The organism is Cupriavidus sp. CuC1, from assembly GCF_044627735.1.
Lineage (GTDB): Bacteria > Pseudomonadota > Gammaproteobacteria > Burkholderiales > Burkholderiaceae > Cupriavidus > Cupriavidus ulmosensis.
Genome location: NZ_JBIUHC010000199.1, coordinates 1 through 16,341 on the forward strand (window position 1 = coordinate 1; position 16,341 = coordinate 16,341).

Genomic DNA, 16,341 nt, shown 5'->3' on the forward strand with positions numbered 1-16,341 from the left:
GGCAGCGCGCCGTTGGCTGCCAGCGCGGCAGGCTGCGCCGGCTGGGCCGGTTGCGGCGCCAGCAGGGCGGCCAGCGCGGCGGCGGCGGACTGGGCGGCGGGATCCGCAGCCTGGTCCTGGGACTGCTCGTCGTCCTTCTCCTGGCGGCGTGACGGCTTGGTGGCTACCGTGCTGGCCTGCGTGCCTTGCTTGGCGGCGTTGCCGTTCTGGCCGCTGGCCTCGTTGCGTGTGGACGCGTTATCGGCGTTGTTGTTGCTTGCGTTGTTGGTGCTGCTGTTGCTGTTGCTGCTATTGGTGCTATTGCTGCTGGTGCGGTCATCGTTGCGGGCGCGCGCCAGCGCATCGCCGAACCCTTGCGACTTCGCATCGGCACTGCTGGTGTTGCTGGCGCTGCGCGAAGAGGCGGCCGTGGCGGCATTGCTGACAATCTGGCTGATATCGATCATGTTCGGGTTCGCTCTGGCTGGGCGGCTTAACGGTGGCGGCCTGCGACTTGCAGGCGGGCGGCGCGGGCTGCGTATTCGTCGGTGTCGCGTTGCTCGCGACGCGTGCTGGCAATCTGCTCGCGCGTTGCCGCGCGGGTAATGAGCGTGTCGAAGGAACTCTGGCGGCGCTTTTGCTGCTGCCAGTTGGCGCGGCCGGCGAGCAACTGCGCCTCGGCCCGCGCCAGCGCTTCGGTCTGCTGGCGGATGGCGGTATCGAGCGAGGCCAGGAACTGCGCAAAGTCCTGCCAGCGCGTGGAAGTCATGCCGTCCTGCGCGATGGCTTGCATGCGCTCGCGGTATTCCTGCCGGTACTGCGTGAGCGCGGCCAGTTGCTGCTCCGCCTGGTTGCGCAGGCCTTGCAGCCGGCCCAGCTCGCGCGCGGCGGCATCCGTATCGTTCTGGGCCAGGTCGGCCAAGGTGTTCAATGCAGATGGCTTAGCCATGTTCACTCCGTTGGAAGAGACTATGCAACTGGCCGATCGAGGCGTCGTAGCCGGCGCGCTCATGGATGTCTTGCTGCAGGAAGGCTTCCATCTGCGGATGCAGGTGGATGGCCAGGTCCAGCTCCGGGTCGTTGCCCGGCACGTACGCGCCCACGCTGATCAGGTCGCGGTTGCGCTGGTAGCGCGACATCAATTGCTTGAAGCGCCGCACCGAGGCGAACTGCGGCGGCTCGATCAGCGCCGTCATGGCCCGGCTGATCGAGGCTTCCACGTCGATGGCGGGGTAGTGGCCGGACTCCGCCAGGCTACGCGAGAGCACGATGTGGCCGTCCAGGATGGCGCGCGCGGAGTCCGCGATCGGGTCCTGCTGGTCGTCGCCTTCGGTCAGCACGGTGTAGAAGGCCGTGATCGAGCCACCGCCTTCGGCGCCGTTGCCGGTACGTTCCACCAGCGTGGGGAGCTTGGCGAACACCGAGGGCGGATAGCCCTTGGTGGCGGGCGGCTCGCCGATGGCCAGGGCGATCTCGCGCTGGGCCATGGCATAGCGCGTGAGCGAGTCCATGATCAGCAGCACGTGGCGGCCCTGGTCGCGGAAGTACTCGGCCAGGCGCGTGGCATAGGAGGCGCCCTGCATGCGCAGCAGCGGCGAGGTGTCGGCCGGCGCGGCCACCACCACGGAGCGCGCGCGCCCTTCCGGGCCCAGGATGTTCTCGATGAAGTCTTTCACTTCGCGGCCGCGCTCGCCGATCAGGCCGACCACGATCACTTCCGCGCTGGTGTAGCGCGCCATCATGCCCAGCAACACGCTCTTGCCCACGCCGGAGCCGGCGAACAGGCCCATGCGCTGGCCGCGGCCAACGGTGAGCATGCCGTTGATGGCGCGCACGCCCACGTCGAGCACGGTCTCGATGGGCGCGCGCGACAGCGGGTTGATCTGCGTGCCACCCAGCGTGACTTCGGTGGCGGCGGTGATGGGGCCCAGGCCGTCCAGCGGACGCCCGGCGGCATCGAGCACGCGCCCGAGCAGGCCTTCGCCCACCGGCAGGCGCTTCGAGCCCGGCTCGCGCGGGGTGGTGTCGCCGCGGGGCAGCGGCGTGGGTTCGAGCGGATAGACCCGCGCGCCGGGCACCAGGCCCACCACGTCGGATTGCGGCATCAGGTAGAGCCGGTCGGCGCCGAAGCCGACCACTTCCGCCTCGGCCAGGCGCGGGCCGGTGTTCTTGCCATGCAACTGGCCACCTGGCAGCTCGATCAGGCAATCGCTGCCCACCGGCAGGCGCAGGCCTACGGCTTCCAGCACCAGGCCGGCGGCGCGGGTCAGGCGGCCGCAGCTGCGCTTGCTGTCGATCTCGGCAATGCCGGCCGAGGCCGCGGTGAGCGCATCGCGCCAGCGCTGGCCATGCAGGCCGGCGGTGAAATCCGTATTTGCCGCGGTAGTTGCCGGGGTAGTTGCCGAACGATCAGGCATGCGGCGGCTCCCACGGGTCGTCGCGGCCGAGCGCCTTGACCACGCGGCTCCAGCGCGTGGACAGCGTGGCATCGAGCTCGCCGCTGGCGGCACTTGCCACGCAGCCACCGCGCGCGATGGCGGGGTCGGCGCGCACGCTCCAGCCGGCGGCTTGCAGCTCGCCGGCCAGGTGGGTTTCCACCAGCGTGACGTCCTCGGGATTGAGCAGCAGGCAGGGCGAGCCGGACAGCGCCGGCTCGGCCGCGAGCAGTTCGCGCACCGCCGGGAGCAGCACGGCGGGATCGGCCTGCACGGCTTGCTGCACGAGCTGGCGCGCCACATCCAGCGCCAGGGAAATCAGGGTCTGGGCCACTTCTTCGTCGACGCGGCCAAGCGCGTGGCTGAAGGTAGCGGCCAGTTGCTGCAGGTGGGCGGCTTCGGTGCGTGCGCCTTCCAGGCCGCGCGCATAGCCCTCGCGGTGGCCGTCGCCGTAGCCCTGGGTCTGGCCCTGGGTATAGCCCTGGGCGTAGCCTTCCTTGCGTGCGCCTTCGCGCATGGCATCGAGCGCGGCAAAGTCGATGGGCGGCGGCGCTGGCTCCAGCGGCATGAACTCCGCCGGAGCGGGCGCGGCCTTGCGCGGATCCAGCGAGACCATCTGCCAGCGTTGCCAGCCGTTCTTCTGCGGGGCGCGGCCCGCGGGCGCGGCAAAGCTCTCGAAGCCAGCCTGCCGTGGCGCTGCGCGGCTATCGCCGGCATCGCCAGCATGGTCGCCACGAAGATCGCCACGACCATCGACAAAATCGCTGTCCGAGGCAAGGCCCCGGAACTGGCGCAGGGCACGTTCAGACGTAGGCATCGTCGCCACCACCGATTACAACTTCGCCGGCTTCGGCCAGGCGTCGTACCACCTGGAGGATGTTCTTCTGCTCGGCCTCGACTTGCGAGACCCGTACCGGGCCCAGCGCTTCGAGGTCTTCGCGCAGCATTTCGCCGGCGCGGGTCGACATGTTGCGGATGAACCTGTCGCGCAACTCCACCGGCGCACCCTTGAGCGCGACGATGAGCGATTCGGTGGCCACTTCCTTGAGCACGCGCTGGATGCCGCGGTCGTCCACTTCGAGCAGGTTCTCGAACAGGAACATCTCGTCGATGATCTTCTGCGCGAGGTCGCCGTCGTGCAGGCGCACGCCTTCGATCACCGCTTCCTCGTGGGCCGTGCTCATCAGGTTGATGATCTCGGCCGCCGTACGCACGCCGCCCATGCGGCTGCGCTTGAGGCTCTGGCCCGCCAGCAGCTTGGTCAGCACGTCGGTCAGCTCCTGCAGGGCGCCAGGCTGCACGCCGCCGAAGGTGGCGATCCGCAGGATCACGTCCTGGCGCAGGCGCTCGGTGAACATGGCGATGATCTCGGACGACTTCTGCCGGTCCAGGTGGATCAGGATGGTGGCAATGATCTGCGGGTGTTCGTCGCGGATCAGCTCTGCCACCGAGGTGGAATCCATCCAGTTCAGCGAATCGATGCCGGCGCCCGGGTCGCGGGACTCGAGGATGTCCTCGATCACCGAGACCGCGCGCTCCTCGCCCAGCGCCTTGTTCAGCACGCTGCGGATAAAGGCGCTCGAATCCACGTTCAGGGCGAGGTACTGCTCGGTCTCCTGGCGGAACTCAGCCAGCACGGCGGACATCTGCTCGCGCGTCACCGAGTTGAGCGTGGCCATGGCCGAGCCCAGGCTCTGCACTTCGCGGGGGCCAAGGTGCTTGAATACTTCAGCTGCGGCGTCTTCACCGAGCGACATCATCAGGATGGCGCTCTTCTGCAATCCTTCATCGGTCATCGCTAGCCATCCAGTTTTTGATCACACTAGCAACCAGGCGCGGGTCGCGCTGCGCGGCGTCACGCACCAGGGCGAGATCGCTTTCATATTTAGCGGCAAGCCGCAGGACTTCCGGATTGGCCGGCTCATCGGCCGGCAACAAAATGGCTTCGTTGTCGGATGACTTTTCCTGTGGTGGCGGCAGGGGCGGCGCGGTGTACTTGCGCAGCACCGGACGCGCTACCTTGAACCACACGAACAGCGCCAGCAGTGCCAGCAGCAGGTAGCCGGCGGCGGTCTTGGCCAGGGCGATCATTTCCGGCTGCTTCCACAGCGGCAGTTCCGGCTTGATCTCGCTGTCCACGGTGAACGGGCTGTTGACCACGTTGAGCGAGTCGCCCCGGTCGGCCGAGAAGCCCATGGCTTCCTTGGTCAGGTTCTCGATCTGGGCGAGCTGCGCGGCGGGCAGGGCTTCCGACACCATCTTGCCGTTGGCACCCGCCTTTTGACGGTAGTTGACCACCACGGCCACCGACAGGCGCTTCACGCCGCCCGGTGCCTGCTGCACGTGGCGCACGGTACGGTCTAGCTCGTAGTTGGTGGTGGAGTCGTGGCGGCTGCTGCTCGGGCCGGACTGGGCCGTGGCGGTGGCGCCGCCCTGGGCCTGGCCTTGCTGGCCGGGCTGCTGCCCCGGCTGGTTCGGCTGGCCCGGGCGCGGCGGCTGGGCCGTGGCGATCGGGGCGGCGGCCGGTGCGGGCGGCTGGTTGGACAGCGCGCCAGGCACGCCGCCAACCGGGGCCGCGCCTTGCTGGCTCGACTCGCTCGATTGCTGGCTGCGAATAGCGGCACGGGTCGGGTCCTGGTTCGGCTTGTAGGACTCGTCCGTGTGCTCGACGATGGAGAAATCCACGTCGGCAGTAACCTGTGCTTTCACATTGTCCTGGCCGAGGATCGGCGCCAGGATGGCCTCCACGCGCTGCGCGTAGTTGCGCTCCAGCGCCTGCACGTACTTGATCTGGCCGGCGTCGAGCATGCGCTCGTTGGTGCCGCTGCCGGACAGCAGGTTGCCGTGCTGGTCGACGATGGAGATGGCCTTGGGCGTGAGTTCCGGTACGCTGGACGAAACCAGGTGGCCGATCGCGGCAACCTGGCCGTCGTCGATGGCGCGGCCCGGATAGAGCTGCAGCACGATCGAGGCGGTCGGCTTCTGGCGTTCGCGCACGAACAGCGTCGGCTTGGGAATGGCCAGGTGCACGCGCGCCGACTGCACCGCGGCGATCGATTCGATCGAGCGGGCCAGCTCGCCTTCCAGGCCGCGCTGGTAGTTGACCTGCTCGGCAAACTGGCTGATGCCGAACTTCTGCGTATCCATCAGCTCCATGCCCGTGGTGCCGCTCTTGGGCAAGCCCTGCGAAGCCAGGCGCAGCCGGGTCTCATGGACCTTCTCGGAGGGCACCATCACCGCACCGCCGCCTTCGGCGAACTTGTACGGCACGTTCATTTGCTGCAGGGAGGCAATGACGGCGCCGCCGTCCCGCTCGGACAGATTGCTGTAGAGCACCTTGTAGTCCGGCGAACGCGACCACAGCACCCCCACGGCAATGGCCGCGGCAAGGGCCGCGCCGCCCAGCATCAGGGGCAGGCGCGGATTGGTCTTGATGCGCTCGAACAGCTCGGACTTGTTCGACAGGGCTGCCACATCGTTCATGCGCGCGCCCCCGTCATGGCCGGGCCGGCATGGGCCAGGATCGGCTGGGCCAGATGGCGGGCGCCGCTCTGGCTGCCCTGTCCACCCCGGCTGGCCCGGCTAACCCTGGCTTCGGCATGGCTAAGATCACGCTGCTGACAAAACACGCGTACTCCCCGCGATAGTTGATGAGATTCCGGTCCGGACCGGGCGCGCAAAGGAGAGCGGCATCCCAGATTCGGCACGGTATCGATCATCATCCAAGCCGGGTGCCGACAATCCGGCGAATAGGCCTCGTTTTCCACCCGAATTCCCGCAATGGCCCGGGCGGGGCCGCAGGTACGCTTCGGGGGCTGGCACAGGCGGCGCGCGCGGATGCGGTATTTGTGGCATTGGCGGCGCATGGCGCCAGGTTTGCCGGCAGCGGCCCGGGCGGGTGCCCGGCGCAACCCTTCAATGACTCATTCTCGAACCGGCGTCCCCCGGGGCAGGCTTTGGCTGGCCAGGGGCGGGGCGGGTTCCAAGCGGATCGCCATGACTACCATCTCTTCTATCGACGGCATGTTGCAGCAACTGCGCGGGCTGGCCCAGAGCGCCAACGGGCAGGAAAGCCAGGCTTCCGCCGTCTCCTCGGGCGGTTTTGCCGGTGAACTGCAGCGGTCGCTGGCGCGGATCAGCAGCGTGCAGGAGAAGGCTTATGGACAGGCTGAGGCGTTTGAATTGGGCAAGCCTGGGGTTTCGCTCAATGATGTGATGATCGATATGCAGAAGGCTAATGTTTCGTTTCAGACTGGGGTGCAGGTCAGGAATCGGTTGACGGCGGCTTATCAGGAGATGATGAGCATGACGGTTTAAGCAAGAGTCAGGCGTGCTATCGCAGCCTGTTGCCGCGCTGCTCACGGGCGGCTTGGCGACGCAAGACAACGGGAAAGGCGGACCAGCCGGATGCAGATCCGGTGCGGTCCGCCTTTTTGCTTTCTTGCTTTGGTGCGGGGATAAGGGGCCGATGGCAATGCGGAAGAGCGCTGGGGGGCAAGGGCCGCCGCTCAGGCGGCTTCTCCTCGTTCCAGCCTGTACAGCCAGGCCAGCAGTTCCGCCACGGCGACATAAAGCTGTGGCGGAATATGGGAATCGAGATCGACTTGCATCAGCAAGCTGACGAGTGCCGGCGAGTCGTGCACGTAGACGCCGGATTCCCGTGCGCGAGCAATGATGGACTCTGCCACCACGCCGTAGCCCTTGGCCACCACGCGCGGCGCTGAATCGTCGGCCGCATAGGACAGGGCAATCGCGGCGCCGCGTTGCGCGTTGCCATTGCCATTGCTGTTGGTGTTTCCCGGTCCGGGCGGCATACCGTTGCTCATGCTCCGCTTCCCGGCTTCGCGGGCACGCCGGTCTCCACATTCAAACGCATCAGTACCAGTCCATTGGCCGACATATTGCTGGATAGCTCGCTACGCGCGTCGTTAAGGCGGCTGGCGACGGCGGAGTCCGGCGTGACCAGGCGAGCCTCCAGGCCGGTGCCGCTCAGCCACAGGCGCGCTTCCACCGTGCCCAGGGATGGCAGGGTGAGCAACAGGCGCGTCGACCAGGGGGCAGGGCCAGCCTGCGCGCTGCTGTTTTCGTCTTTCTCGCCACGGCGGATTTCCCAGTCCATGGGGGTTCCCGGCCAGGCTTCGCCAACCCAGCGGAATTGCTGGCTGGCGAGCAATTCCAGTTGCTGGCGTACGGTGCCCTCGGTGCCGGGGTGCACCACCGAATTGGATTGCGGGGTGCTGCTCGCGTGGTTGCCGGCCTCGCCGCTATCGATTGTGCGCAGGACACTATGCCCCTCGGTACGATGGCTGCGGCCGCTGTCACTCGCATCCTGAGCCGCCGCCTGGTAGGCTTGGGCGGCCTGGTTTGCCAACGTCGCAAGCCGGGCGGCTTCGCGCGCGTGCGGCGGACCGGAAAGGCTGGCAGGTGTGCTGTCCAATGTGCCGTTGCTGTTCGCAGCGCCACGCTTGACGGGAGCCGGGTTGCCTCCAGTGTCTTCCATGACCGCGACCTCTGCCTGCGCCGCTCCCGCAGCGTTGGACAACGCAGCCCCGGCCAGTTGCGCCGTGCTCGCGGTGTAACCCGCCGGTGCCGGCAATAGCAACACCGGCGGCGCCTGGACTGGCTGCCGCGGGGCGCCGGGATTGCCGGCCAGGGCCGGCTCGCCCGGCATGGGTTGGTTGAAAGCGGCCTGCGGTGCCTTCAGCACGTCGGCGAGCGGACGGTTTCCACTGACCCACTCCGCCAGATGGCTTTCGTAGAAGAGGCCGCTGTGCTGGACCAGCTCGGCCAGCGCGGCACGCAGTACGGCCGGATTCGGCGCGCCGGCAGGCGACGGCAGCATCGGGGCAGCGGCGCGCGCGGGCTGCGCGTCGGTACGGTCAAGCAGGTCAAGGATGGTGCGCGCGGCAAAACTGAGCGTTTCGCGCGTCGAGCCGGTCTGGGCGCTGCGCCCGGCTGCAGCCGCATCCGTCTGCAGCGCATCGACGCCGCGGCCTTGGATCGTGCCGCCGCCAGCGGTCTGGTTTTCGCCAGGGGCAATCTTGCCGGTGGGCAGCAGGGCTGCCAGCTTGGATACCGAGAGCGCATTGCGCAGCCCCTGCGGGTCTGCGCCGCGCAGGAGAGCCGCCGGGTCCGGCGAGATGGGGATGCCGGTCATGGCGATCAGCCTTTAGCGTTCTGGGCGGTTTAGGCGTTATAAGCTCGCGGGCCGCGCAGCGCTGCCTCAGACGGCAACGCTGCCGTAGGCCTGGTGCAGATCCTGCTGGCGGCGCGCATTGCCCAGCAGTGCGCCCAGCCTGCTCATTTCCGGTGACAGCAGGTTGCGGATGGCAGCGTCGTAGCCCAGGATGCGCTCCAGCCGCCGGTACCGGTCCATCCTTTCGCGGTCCGAGATGGGCGCGCCGTGGTCCATGTGGCGGAGTTGCTCCACCTGCATGATGTAGACCTGCTGCACTTCGGTCATTGCAGTCCAGTTCCCGGCGCGTGCCAGCTCGAGCATCTGCTCGGCAAGCAGTTCCAGTTCGCGATAGCAATGCAGGATCGGGCTCAATGCGGTCATCTCAGCGCTCCGTGGCAAGCGACAGGTTTTGGGTGGCGGCGTCGGGGGCGTTGCTGATCTCGGCCCAGGCGGAGGCCAGGTTCTCCAGCAAGCCGTCGACTTCGGTCAGCAGGGCGGGATCATTGCGCAGGTTGGCCAGCAACAGGCGGCGCGTCATGTACTCGTAGAGCTGTTCAAGGCTCGATGAAATCTCACCGCCTTGCTCATGATCGAGCGCCGCGCTCAGGCCGTTGTCAATGATGTTGATGGCCCTGGTGATGGCGTTGCCTTTGGCCGGCACATCGCTGGCCGCCATATGGAATTTCGCCTGGGCAATGGCGGTGCGGGCGCCATCGTAAAGCATCGTGATCAGCTTCTGGGGGCTGGCGTCCATGACGCCAGTCTGGATACCGACTTGGGCATAGGCATTTATGGCGTTACGGGCATACATGGCGATCGATTCCCACGTTCGATAAGGGTTGCGTTACTTGCTGCTGGAGTTGTTCAGCGCATTGAACTGTTGGGTCAGGTACTTGCTGGTGTTGTTCATGGAGGACATGATCAAGTCCAGGTTCGTAAACTGTGCCTTGTATTGCGCCACGGTGGCATTGATGCGGGTCTGCGTCTCGCTGTATTGCACGCTAAGCGACTTCAGCGTCTGCGTGATGCCATCGGTCGCGTTCGTCAGGGTGCCCTTGGTGCCGGTCAGCGTGGTCACCAGGTTATTGATCTGGTTGCCATAGCCGTCTTTGCCGTTAGCGTTGGAAAACAGACCGGCGACACCATTCGGATCCGTGGTCAATGCGCTAGTCAGCTTGGTGGCGTCGAAGGCCATCGATCCATCGACCTGGAACGTCACGCCGATGTTTGCCAGTCCTGTGACCGCGCCAGAGCCACCCTGCTGCGGCGTGTTCAGGATGCCGCGCATCTGGCTCTGGATCAGCCGCAGCGTCGCATCGCCCGTCAACGGGGAGGCGCTTTGGCTGGCGGGGTCGTAACTCGACAGGCCTGCAGCGGTTTTTTGCAGGTTGTTGTAGGCGGTGACGAAGCCCTGCACTGCCGTCTGGATGGTCTTGACGTCGCGTTGCACCGTGACGGTGGTGAGGCCGCCCTGCGATAGCGACAGTGTGACACCCTGGATGGCGTCGCTTACGGTGTTGCTGGTGCTTTGGACGGCAATATTGTTGACGGTCAGCTGCGCGTTCTGCGCAACGATCGTCTGCTGCATGTTCTGCACGTCATTGCCGGGATTGGTGGGGTCCGGGTTCTTGCCCGGGCTGTAGCTCACCAGGTCGGACAATTTTGTCCCGCCGTCAGTCTCGGCAACGGAGATCCGCATGCTGCTGTTGGCGCCAGTGGCGTTGGACGAAAGCACCAGACGGTACGGCGTGCCGCTGCCGTCGTTGACGATGCTGGCGGTGACACCCCCGTTGGCCTTATTGATAGCGTCGCGGATGCCCTGCAGCGAGTTGTTGGTGCTATCGATCTTGATGTCGAAGCCACTGGTGCCCGACGCCGGCGGCGGATTCGTCGCGAAAGTTGCGCCGGTGTATTTGCCGGTCGCCGCGTCCAGCGCACCTCCGGTGATCGTGCCGAAGTCGATATGAATGGTGCCAGTGCCGATCGCGTCGGTCATCTTGGCCTGCCCGACGGACACCAGCGACTGTGCCTGCGCCAGGGACGTTACGTTGACAGCATAGGTGCCCGATACCGCGGAGGTGCTTCCGACCGCGCCAAGCACATTGGCGGCGGACGATGTAGCGGTCGTCGAGTTGAAGAAGTTCGGATCGGACAGTTGCTTGGCCGAACCCTGGAATGCCGACAGCATGCTCTGTACCTGGCCGTAGGCCGACAGCTTTGCCTGATAGCTGGTGGCCCGGTTCTGGATGACCGTGAGCGGGGCCTGTTCCGCGGTGGTGAGCTGGTCCAGCAGGGTGTTCAGGTCCAGGCCGGAGCCCACGCCAAGGTTCGAGATGGTTGCCATATCGTTCTTATCCGGGAAATTGCTTAAACAGGGCTGAGCCGGCTGCCGGTCTCAGGCTTCTTGATGTACGAACAAGCCTTGCAGCTTTTGCAGGGCGTGGGCGATACGCATGACCTCTTCCGAGGGCAGTTGCCTGATGACCTCGCCGGTGTCCTTGTCCACCACCTTGGTGATCACGCGGTGGGTATCCGGATCGATCTCGAACTCCACATTGAATGAAGTAGCGCGCAACACGTCCTTCAGATGCTGCACGGCAGCGTCTTCGGTCACGACAGGCGCTGCCTGTTCGTTTGCGCCAGCCTGCGTGCCGGCGGTCTTGTCGCTCGCGGGCGCGGCAGAGGGCGTGCCCTCGCGGCCTGCGGGAGGCAGGACCGGGGAGAGCGGCAGCGGCGGGATCAAGCTTGTCGGATTTGCCATGACCGTTGTCGGAGTTGGGTTCGAAACGCTTTCGCAGGGCACAGCGGCCCTGCGGAAACACTCCGGCACAGGGCCGGGCTTGTGGCCCGGCCCTGCTGCTTCGTGTTACTGCATTAACGCAGCAGCGACAGCACGCCTTGCGTGGTTTGGTTCGCTTGAGCCAGCACCGAGGTACCAGCTTGCTGCAGGATGTTGCCGCGGGTCATGTTAGACACTTCCGTGGCGTAGTCAGCGTCCTGAATACGCGAACGCGACGACGACAGGTTGGTGATGGTCGTGCCCAGGTTGGCAATGGTGGAATCCAGGCGGTTCTGGATCGCACCCAGCGAGGAGCGCAGCTTGTCGACGATCGAGAGGGCGTTATCCAGCACGGACAACGGGTTGGCGGTGGAAGTATTGCCGCTGCGGGCGTTCAGCGTAAACTTGCCGGCGTTGGCCGAGTCATTGTAGACGGCATTTGCCGCGCCGTCCGTCACCGTACCATTGCTCTGGACGTACAGGCTGGCATTGGCGCTGGTCGTCAGGGCACCGTTCATATCCAGGCTGACTTGATTGCCGCCGCTCTTGACTACGCCGGTGGTGGCGGTGACGTTGTACACCTGCGTGGCAGCGGCGCCATCTAGGTTCACGGTGATGGCGTTGCCTGCACTGTTGCTCGTTTGGACCTGGTTCTGCAATGCAGCGCTCGAGATATGCAGATTGGTAGCACTGGCCGTAGCGGTGCCAGCCGTATAGGTGTAGGTGGGAGCATTCGCGCTGCTGCCGACAGTGATGGTGCCGCCGCCGGTGCCGGCTTTGCCCAGGCTGAAGATCAAGTCCCCGGTTGCGATGCTACCACCGCCGTTGACGTTGGCTTGCGCCAGGGTGCCGGACTGGTTGTTCTCAGTCAGGTTGCCAGTGGTGTCCAGGTAAAGCTTATTGCCCGTGGCCGTGGAGGTCAGGTTGCCGCTGCTGTCGATCGTGGCATTTACTGCGGGATTGGCCGCAGCACCAGCCTTGATCGTAACGTTGACGGTGCCACCGGCGGCCGGCTTTAGATCAGACGCGACGGTGGCCGCGGCTCGAGCCGTGTCGGCGAACGTGTAGTCCGTCCCGTTATACGTGTACTTCGCGATAGTGGCCGATACGTTCGCGTCCACTACGGTGGTGCTGTTCGCAGGCGTGGCGGTGTTATTCTGCGCCTTGCTCAGGACGTTGGCGAGCGTGGCAAAGTCCGATGCGCCGTAGGCCTTCGTGTAGACGGTGGTGCCATTGGTAACTGCGCCAGCGGCGTACCCTGCAGCCAGCAAATCCTTGCTGGAGGCGACATTGTTGGTGGTGCCGGTTTGATTTACATTAAAGCCAGTCATGCCCAGCGTCTTCGAGCTGATTTCCTGCAGGTTCACCGAGATGGTCTGGCCGTCGCTAGCGCCTACCTGGATGTTCAGGGGCTTGGCTGACGAGGACAGGACCTTCACGCCGTTGAAGTCGGTCTGCTGGGAAATGCGGTCGATTTCCGCCATACGTTGGCCGATTTCATCCTGGATCGACTGCAGGTCGCTTGCCGAGTTAGAGCCAGTGCCTGCCTGCACCGACAGGGTACGGATACGCTGCAGGTTGTTCGTGACTTCGGTCAGCGCGCCTTCCGTCGTTTGCGCCAGCGAGATACCGTCGTTGGCGTTTTGCTTGGCCTGGGTCAGGCCGTTGATGCTGGCGGTGAAGCGGTTGGCGATGGCCAGGCCGGCTGCATCGTCCTTGGCGCTGTTGATGCGCAGGCCCGACGACAGGCGCTGGATCGCGGTGTTCAGCGACGATTGCGATGCATTCAGGTTGTTCTGAGTCATCAGAGACAACGAATTGGTATTAATGACTGACGCCATGGTACGACTCCTAGTTGCAGTGATTTACACAGTCCGGCGGGTGCCGTAACGTTGGCTGACTGCGTTGCAGTGCGTGTAGTGCCTCCGTTGCTAGGGTTATCGACAGGCCCGGGAAAAGATTTAGTGTGATCTTTGGGGCAATGCCCAGAAGTTTTTTCGCGGATAGTTTTGGGGCGGCTTGGAACGGGGAGGCCAACCACTTGAAAGTAGCCCCGCTTATGCGCGCGACCGGTTGGCGCACCCGACTCACCTCCGCTTGCGAGTCCGCGGCGTATACAAACTCACAAAATCCGGCGAACTCTCCGCCCCAGGCACCGCCGCCATGGCCTCCGGCGCGTGGGCGGGCGTGATCACCGCGATAGCATGCTTGTAGACGACTTGCGGCAGCGGGTCCTGCGGCGTTTGCGCGAGCAACACCATATAGTTGTCCGCGGCCACGATCACACCGTGCAGGCGAAGGCCGCTGGATAAATGGACTACGACGGGGCTGTGACTGGCGCTGAGCGTAGAGAGTTGCAACTGCTGCAGCTTCCTGCTCGGGCGATCGATCCTGGTTTCCTTCTTGTTCACAACTTCTCCGGAAGAGCCCGCTCGGGTTCTGGCGGCTGGCAACAGTCCAATAACTGGACCTGGGCAAATGGGGTGTTACAGCGCGGCTGGGCGCCGGCTGTGGCATGACTTGGGCGGGGCGGGGGATGAAACATCCGCTCTCGGCGCTGGAGCTGGAGCTGGCTGCACGGGGCGCGTGCTGACCCGGCGTGCGGCCGGGTAGAGGAACCGATGCTACCTCGCAAACGTTGGCGGTCGGGGCCGCCGGAGGGGAAGGGAGATGTTTCAGGCGCGAGAGTAGCAAAATTTTACAAATCTGGACGAATGAGGGGCGCCTGATCTAAGGGTTTCGCTCCCATAGAACGCTTGCGTCGCAATGCTGTTTGTTGATTTAGGCGCACTTGCGCGACAGATTCCCAATGTCAAGAGCGCTCGCGCTCCTCATTTTGCAGGGGTCCTGCGGGTCCAACGTGGCTCTGGCCTGTAGCTGCGGTACTTCCCGTGCAGCTATTTCGTCACATAAATAGCATTGTTGGCACTTTTCCTATCAGAGATAACCCTGATAGAAATTGGATTTACACCTCATGTAAGCAGGTTTATATTCGCTGACGAGCCTGTCGGCTCGTAGCAGTCCTGGAAAGCCTACGAGCACCCCGCGCGTAGGCTTCTTTTTTGCGCGCTCACTTTGTTTGTGCGTATCTGGCGCGCACTTCAGAGTGCACGGGTGACATTAGACGACAGGTAGCATCCCGCCAATTGCTCGATTTGCCGAGCTTTTTCCCTCTACTTCTCCTTTCCTCCGCGCATTCTTCGGCTTCTTTGCAGAATTTGCAGCGCAACCCTAAAGCTTGTCTCTCTCCCTGCCGTTAAGCCCGCGATGCGGCGTCGCTCCGGAAATCTGTCCGGGGCGGGGATAAAGCGCGCGATGAGAGTAAAAGGAGCCGGGAAGATGCGTTGGTTGCGAAACTTTGGCATTGGGGCGCGCCTGACGGTGGCGTTTTCGCTGGTAGTGCTGTTGCTCGTTGCGGTGGCGGTGCTGGGCATGATGTCCCTGCGCACCATGAACGATTCGATGCGCCTGACGGTGGAAGGGCGCCTGATCAAGGTGCTGGATATCGAGCGCGTCAAGCAGGATGCGCTGTGGGTCGGCATCCTGGTGCGCGATGCCACGCTGAACGAGGATCCGGTCGCGGTGCGGCGCAACGCCGAGCGCATTGGCGCGCTGCGCCAGGACATGGGCTCTACGCTGGATGAATTGGGGAAGTGGCTCTCCGCGTCCGCCAAGCCGGAGATCCAGGAGACGTACCGCCGCCTGACCGAGGCACGCAATGCTTATAACGGCCAGCTCGACATGGTGTTGCGCCAGTTGCAGGGCGGCGAGTTCGATGGTGCCCGCAGTGCGCTGGTGGCAACCCTGCCGGCGGCCCAGGCGCCTTATTTCGATAAGCTGAGCGAACTGGCCGAGACCGGGCGCAAGGTTGCGCTGGCTGCCGTGCAGGAGGCGAATGCCAGCTACGAGATGGCCCGCAACCTGCTGCTGGGCCTGGCTGCCGTCGCGGTGGCCCTGGCGGCGGCTCTCGGCATCGGCATCACGCGCTCGATCACGCGCCCGGCGCGGCAAGCGCTGGACGCGGCACAGGCGCTCGCTCATGGCAATCTGACTTATGTTGTCCACGCCAGCAGCGACGACGAGATGGGCCGGATGCTGGCTGCGCTGGAGCGCGCTTTCGGGCAACTGGCGACGCTGGTGCACGGCATCCAGGGCGCGACGCGCTCGATCGACGGCGCCACCCGGGAAATCGCCAAGGGCAATACCGACCTGTCCCAACGCACGGAAGAGCAGGCGGCTTCCCTTGAGCAGACCGCGGCCTCCATGGAGCAACTCACTTCGACGGTCAGGCAGAACGCTGCTAACGCACGCCATGCCAACGAACTGGCTGTCAGCGCTTCCGGCGTGGCAACGGCGGGCGGGCACGCTGTGCGCGGCGTGGTCGAGACCATGCAGCAAATTTCGCAATCGTCGGCCAAGGTCGCCGAAATCGTCGGCGTGATCGAAGGGATTGCCTTCCAGACCAATATCCTGGCGCTCAACGCGGCCGTGGAAGCAGCCCGCGCTGGTGAGCAGGGTCGTGGCTTTGGCGTGGTGGCAGCAGAGGTGCGCAGCCTGGCCCAGCGGTCTTCGTCGGCGGCCAAGGAGATCGGCCAGTTGATCAATGGCTCGGTGGGGCAAGTGGCCCATGGCGCCAAGCAGGTCGAGGACGCCGGCCGCACCATGGACGATATCGTCGGGGCGGTGAAACGCGTGACCGACATCATGGGCGAGATCGCCGCGGCCAGCGAGGAGCAATCCTCGGGCATCGAGCAGGTCAACCGCGCCATCAGCCAGATGGAAAGCGTGACGCAGCAGAACGCTGCGCTGGTGGAGCAAGCCGCCGCCGCCGCCGAGAGCCTGCAGCAGCAGGCCGCCGGACTGGTCGACGACGTATCCAGGTTCCAGGTGACACCGGCGCAAACGCACGTCGCGCGGGCGCCGGCACCGGCTCCGCGATTGGCAGCGGCAGCGCGCGGGGTACCGGCGGC

16 protein-coding genes are annotated in these 16,341 nt (G+C 65.1%); 2 read left to right on the forward strand and 14 right to left on the reverse strand.

Annotation, left to right across the window (positions count from 1 at the left end):
• From ACGLHR_RS45415 to fliF, 6 genes are all read right to left on the reverse strand, one after another.
• Positions 1-446, reverse strand: a 446-nt coding sequence (locus tag ACGLHR_RS45415; RefSeq protein ID WP_400102374.1) for a hypothetical protein, incomplete at its 3' end; no start/stop codon positions are given.
• A 26-nt stretch (positions 447-472) separates the two neighbouring features.
• Positions 473-928, reverse strand: a complete 456-nt coding sequence (fliJ, locus tag ACGLHR_RS45420; protein WP_318234054.1) for a flagellar export protein FliJ — start codon at positions 926-928, stop codon at positions 473-475.
• Positions 921-2,468, reverse strand: a complete 1,548-nt coding sequence (fliI, locus tag ACGLHR_RS45425) for a flagellar protein export ATPase FliI (protein WP_400102375.1) — start codon at positions 2,466-2,468, stop codon at positions 921-923. The genes fliJ and fliI overlap by 8 nt, the downstream gene beginning before the upstream one ends.
• Entirely contained in the window at positions 2,389-3,231 is an 843-nt protein-coding gene (fliH, locus tag ACGLHR_RS45430) for a flagellar assembly protein FliH (RefSeq protein WP_400102376.1), read from the reverse strand. The genes fliI and fliH overlap by 80 nt, the downstream gene beginning before the upstream one ends.
• A complete protein-coding gene (fliG, locus tag ACGLHR_RS45435) occupies positions 3,218-4,210 on the reverse strand; it encodes a flagellar motor switch protein FliG (RefSeq protein ID WP_400102377.1) in 993 nt (330 codons plus the stop codon). The genes fliH and fliG overlap by 14 nt, the downstream gene beginning before the upstream one ends.
• The gene (gene fliF, locus ACGLHR_RS45440) at positions 4,200-5,897 is read right to left on the reverse strand and encodes a flagellar basal-body MS-ring/collar protein FliF (protein ID WP_400102378.1); all 1,698 of its coding nucleotides are present in this window, start codon (positions 5,895-5,897) and stop codon (positions 4,200-4,202) included. The genes fliG and fliF overlap by 11 nt, the downstream gene beginning before the upstream one ends.
• 513 nt (positions 5,898-6,410) lie before the next feature.
• On the opposite strand from fliF, the gene fliE reads away from it, so the two are divergent.
• Positions 6,411-6,731, forward strand: a complete 321-nt coding sequence (fliE, locus tag ACGLHR_RS45445) for a flagellar hook-basal body complex protein FliE (protein WP_400102379.1) — start codon at positions 6,411-6,413, stop codon at positions 6,729-6,731.
• Positions 6,732-6,922: 191 nt separating this feature from the next.
• Here the strand turns inward: fliE and ACGLHR_RS45450 are convergent, their stop codons facing one another.
• From ACGLHR_RS45450 to ACGLHR_RS45485, 8 genes are all read right to left on the reverse strand, one after another.
• The gene (locus tag ACGLHR_RS45450) at positions 6,923-7,228 is read right to left on the reverse strand and encodes an EscU/YscU/HrcU family type III secretion system export apparatus switch protein (RefSeq protein ID WP_400102388.1); all 306 of its coding nucleotides are present in this window, start codon (positions 7,226-7,228) and stop codon (positions 6,923-6,925) included.
• An 8-nt stretch (positions 7,229-7,236) separates the two neighbouring features.
• Positions 7,237-8,571: a flagellar hook-length control protein FliK gene (locus tag ACGLHR_RS45455; protein ID WP_400102380.1), complete on the reverse strand. Its 1,335-nt coding sequence runs from the start codon at positions 8,569-8,571 to the stop codon at positions 7,237-7,239.
• A gap of 66 nt (positions 8,572-8,637) precedes the next feature.
• Positions 8,638-8,973: a flagellar protein FliT gene (locus ACGLHR_RS45460; protein ID WP_400102381.1), complete on the reverse strand. Its 336-nt coding sequence runs from the start codon at positions 8,971-8,973 to the stop codon at positions 8,638-8,640.
• Between the two features lies 1 nt (position 8,974).
• A complete protein-coding gene (gene fliS / locus ACGLHR_RS45465) occupies positions 8,975-9,403 on the reverse strand; it encodes a flagellar export chaperone FliS (RefSeq protein ID WP_400102382.1) in 429 nt (142 codons plus the stop codon).
• A 33-nt stretch (positions 9,404-9,436) separates the two neighbouring features.
• The gene (gene fliD / locus ACGLHR_RS45470; RefSeq protein WP_400102383.1) at positions 9,437-10,936 is read right to left on the reverse strand and encodes a flagellar filament capping protein FliD; all 1,500 of its coding nucleotides are present in this window, start codon (positions 10,934-10,936) and stop codon (positions 9,437-9,439) included.
• 51 nt (positions 10,937-10,987) lie between these two features.
• Positions 10,988-11,353 carry a flagellar protein FlaG gene (locus ACGLHR_RS45475; protein ID WP_400102384.1) on the reverse strand — a complete coding sequence of 122 codons (366 nt, stop codon included), beginning with the start codon at positions 11,351-11,353 and terminating at the stop codon, positions 10,988-10,990.
• A 113-nt stretch (positions 11,354-11,466) separates the two neighbouring features.
• Positions 11,467-13,212 carry a flagellin gene (locus tag ACGLHR_RS45480; RefSeq protein WP_400102385.1) on the reverse strand — a complete coding sequence of 582 codons (1,746 nt, stop codon included), beginning with the start codon at positions 13,210-13,212 and terminating at the stop codon, positions 11,467-11,469.
• Positions 13,213-13,458: 246 nt separating this feature from the next.
• The gene (locus ACGLHR_RS45485; protein ID WP_400102386.1) at positions 13,459-13,782 is read right to left on the reverse strand and encodes an RNA chaperone Hfq; all 324 of its coding nucleotides are present in this window, start codon (positions 13,780-13,782) and stop codon (positions 13,459-13,461) included.
• A 928-nt stretch (positions 13,783-14,710) separates the two neighbouring features.
• On the opposite strand from ACGLHR_RS45485, the gene ACGLHR_RS45490 reads away from it, so the two are divergent.
• Positions 14,711-16,341: methyl-accepting chemotaxis protein (locus ACGLHR_RS45490; protein WP_400102387.1), on the forward strand; the 1,631-nt coding region annotated here is incomplete at its 3' end.

Excerpts from the sequence above, each read along its gene's own strand:
- ACGLHR_RS45450 (WP_400102388.1), bottom strand. The coding sequence starts at position 7,228 with ATGCCGCCCGGACCGGGAAACACCAACAGCAATGGCAATGGCAACGCG.
- fliF (WP_400102378.1), bottom strand. The coding sequence starts at position 5,897 with ATGAACGATGTGGCAGCCCTGTCGAACAAGTCCGAGCTGTTCGAGCGC.
- fliS (WP_400102382.1), bottom strand. The coding sequence starts at position 9,403 with ATGTATGCCCGTAACGCCATAAATGCCTATGCCCAAGTCGGTATCCAG.
- fliJ (WP_318234054.1), bottom strand. The coding sequence starts at position 928 with ATGGCTAAGCCATCTGCATTGAACACCTTGGCCGACCTGGCCCAGAAC.
- fliI (WP_400102375.1), bottom strand. The coding sequence starts at position 2,468 with ATGCCACGCTGTCCACGCGCTGGAGCCGCGTGGTCAAGGCGCTCGGCC.
- ACGLHR_RS45475 (WP_400102384.1), bottom strand. The coding sequence starts at position 11,353 with ATGGCAAATCCGACAAGCTTGATCCCGCCGCTGCCGCTCTCCCCGGTC.
- ACGLHR_RS45455 (WP_400102380.1), bottom strand. The coding sequence starts at position 8,571 with ATGACCGGCATCCCCATCTCGCCGGACCCGGCGGCTCTCCTGCGCGGC.
- fliD (WP_400102383.1), bottom strand. The coding sequence starts at position 10,936 with ATGGCAACCATCTCGAACCTTGGCGTGGGCTCCGGCCTGGACCTGAAC.
- ACGLHR_RS45480 (WP_400102385.1), bottom strand. The coding sequence starts at position 13,212 with ATGGCGTCAGTCATTAATACCAATTCGTTGTCTCTGATGACTCAGAAC.
- ACGLHR_RS45460 (WP_400102381.1), bottom strand. The coding sequence starts at position 8,973 with ATGACCGCATTGAGCCCGATCCTGCATTGCTATCGCGAACTGGAACTG.
- fliE (WP_400102379.1), top strand. The coding sequence starts at position 6,411 with ATGACTACCATCTCTTCTATCGACGGCATGTTGCAGCAACTGCGCGGG.
- fliG (WP_400102377.1), bottom strand. The coding sequence starts at position 4,210 with ATGACCGATGAAGGATTGCAGAAGAGCGCCATCCTGATGATGTCGCTC.
- fliH (WP_400102376.1), bottom strand. The coding sequence starts at position 3,231 with ATGCCTACGTCTGAACGTGCCCTGCGCCAGTTCCGGGGCCTTGCCTCG.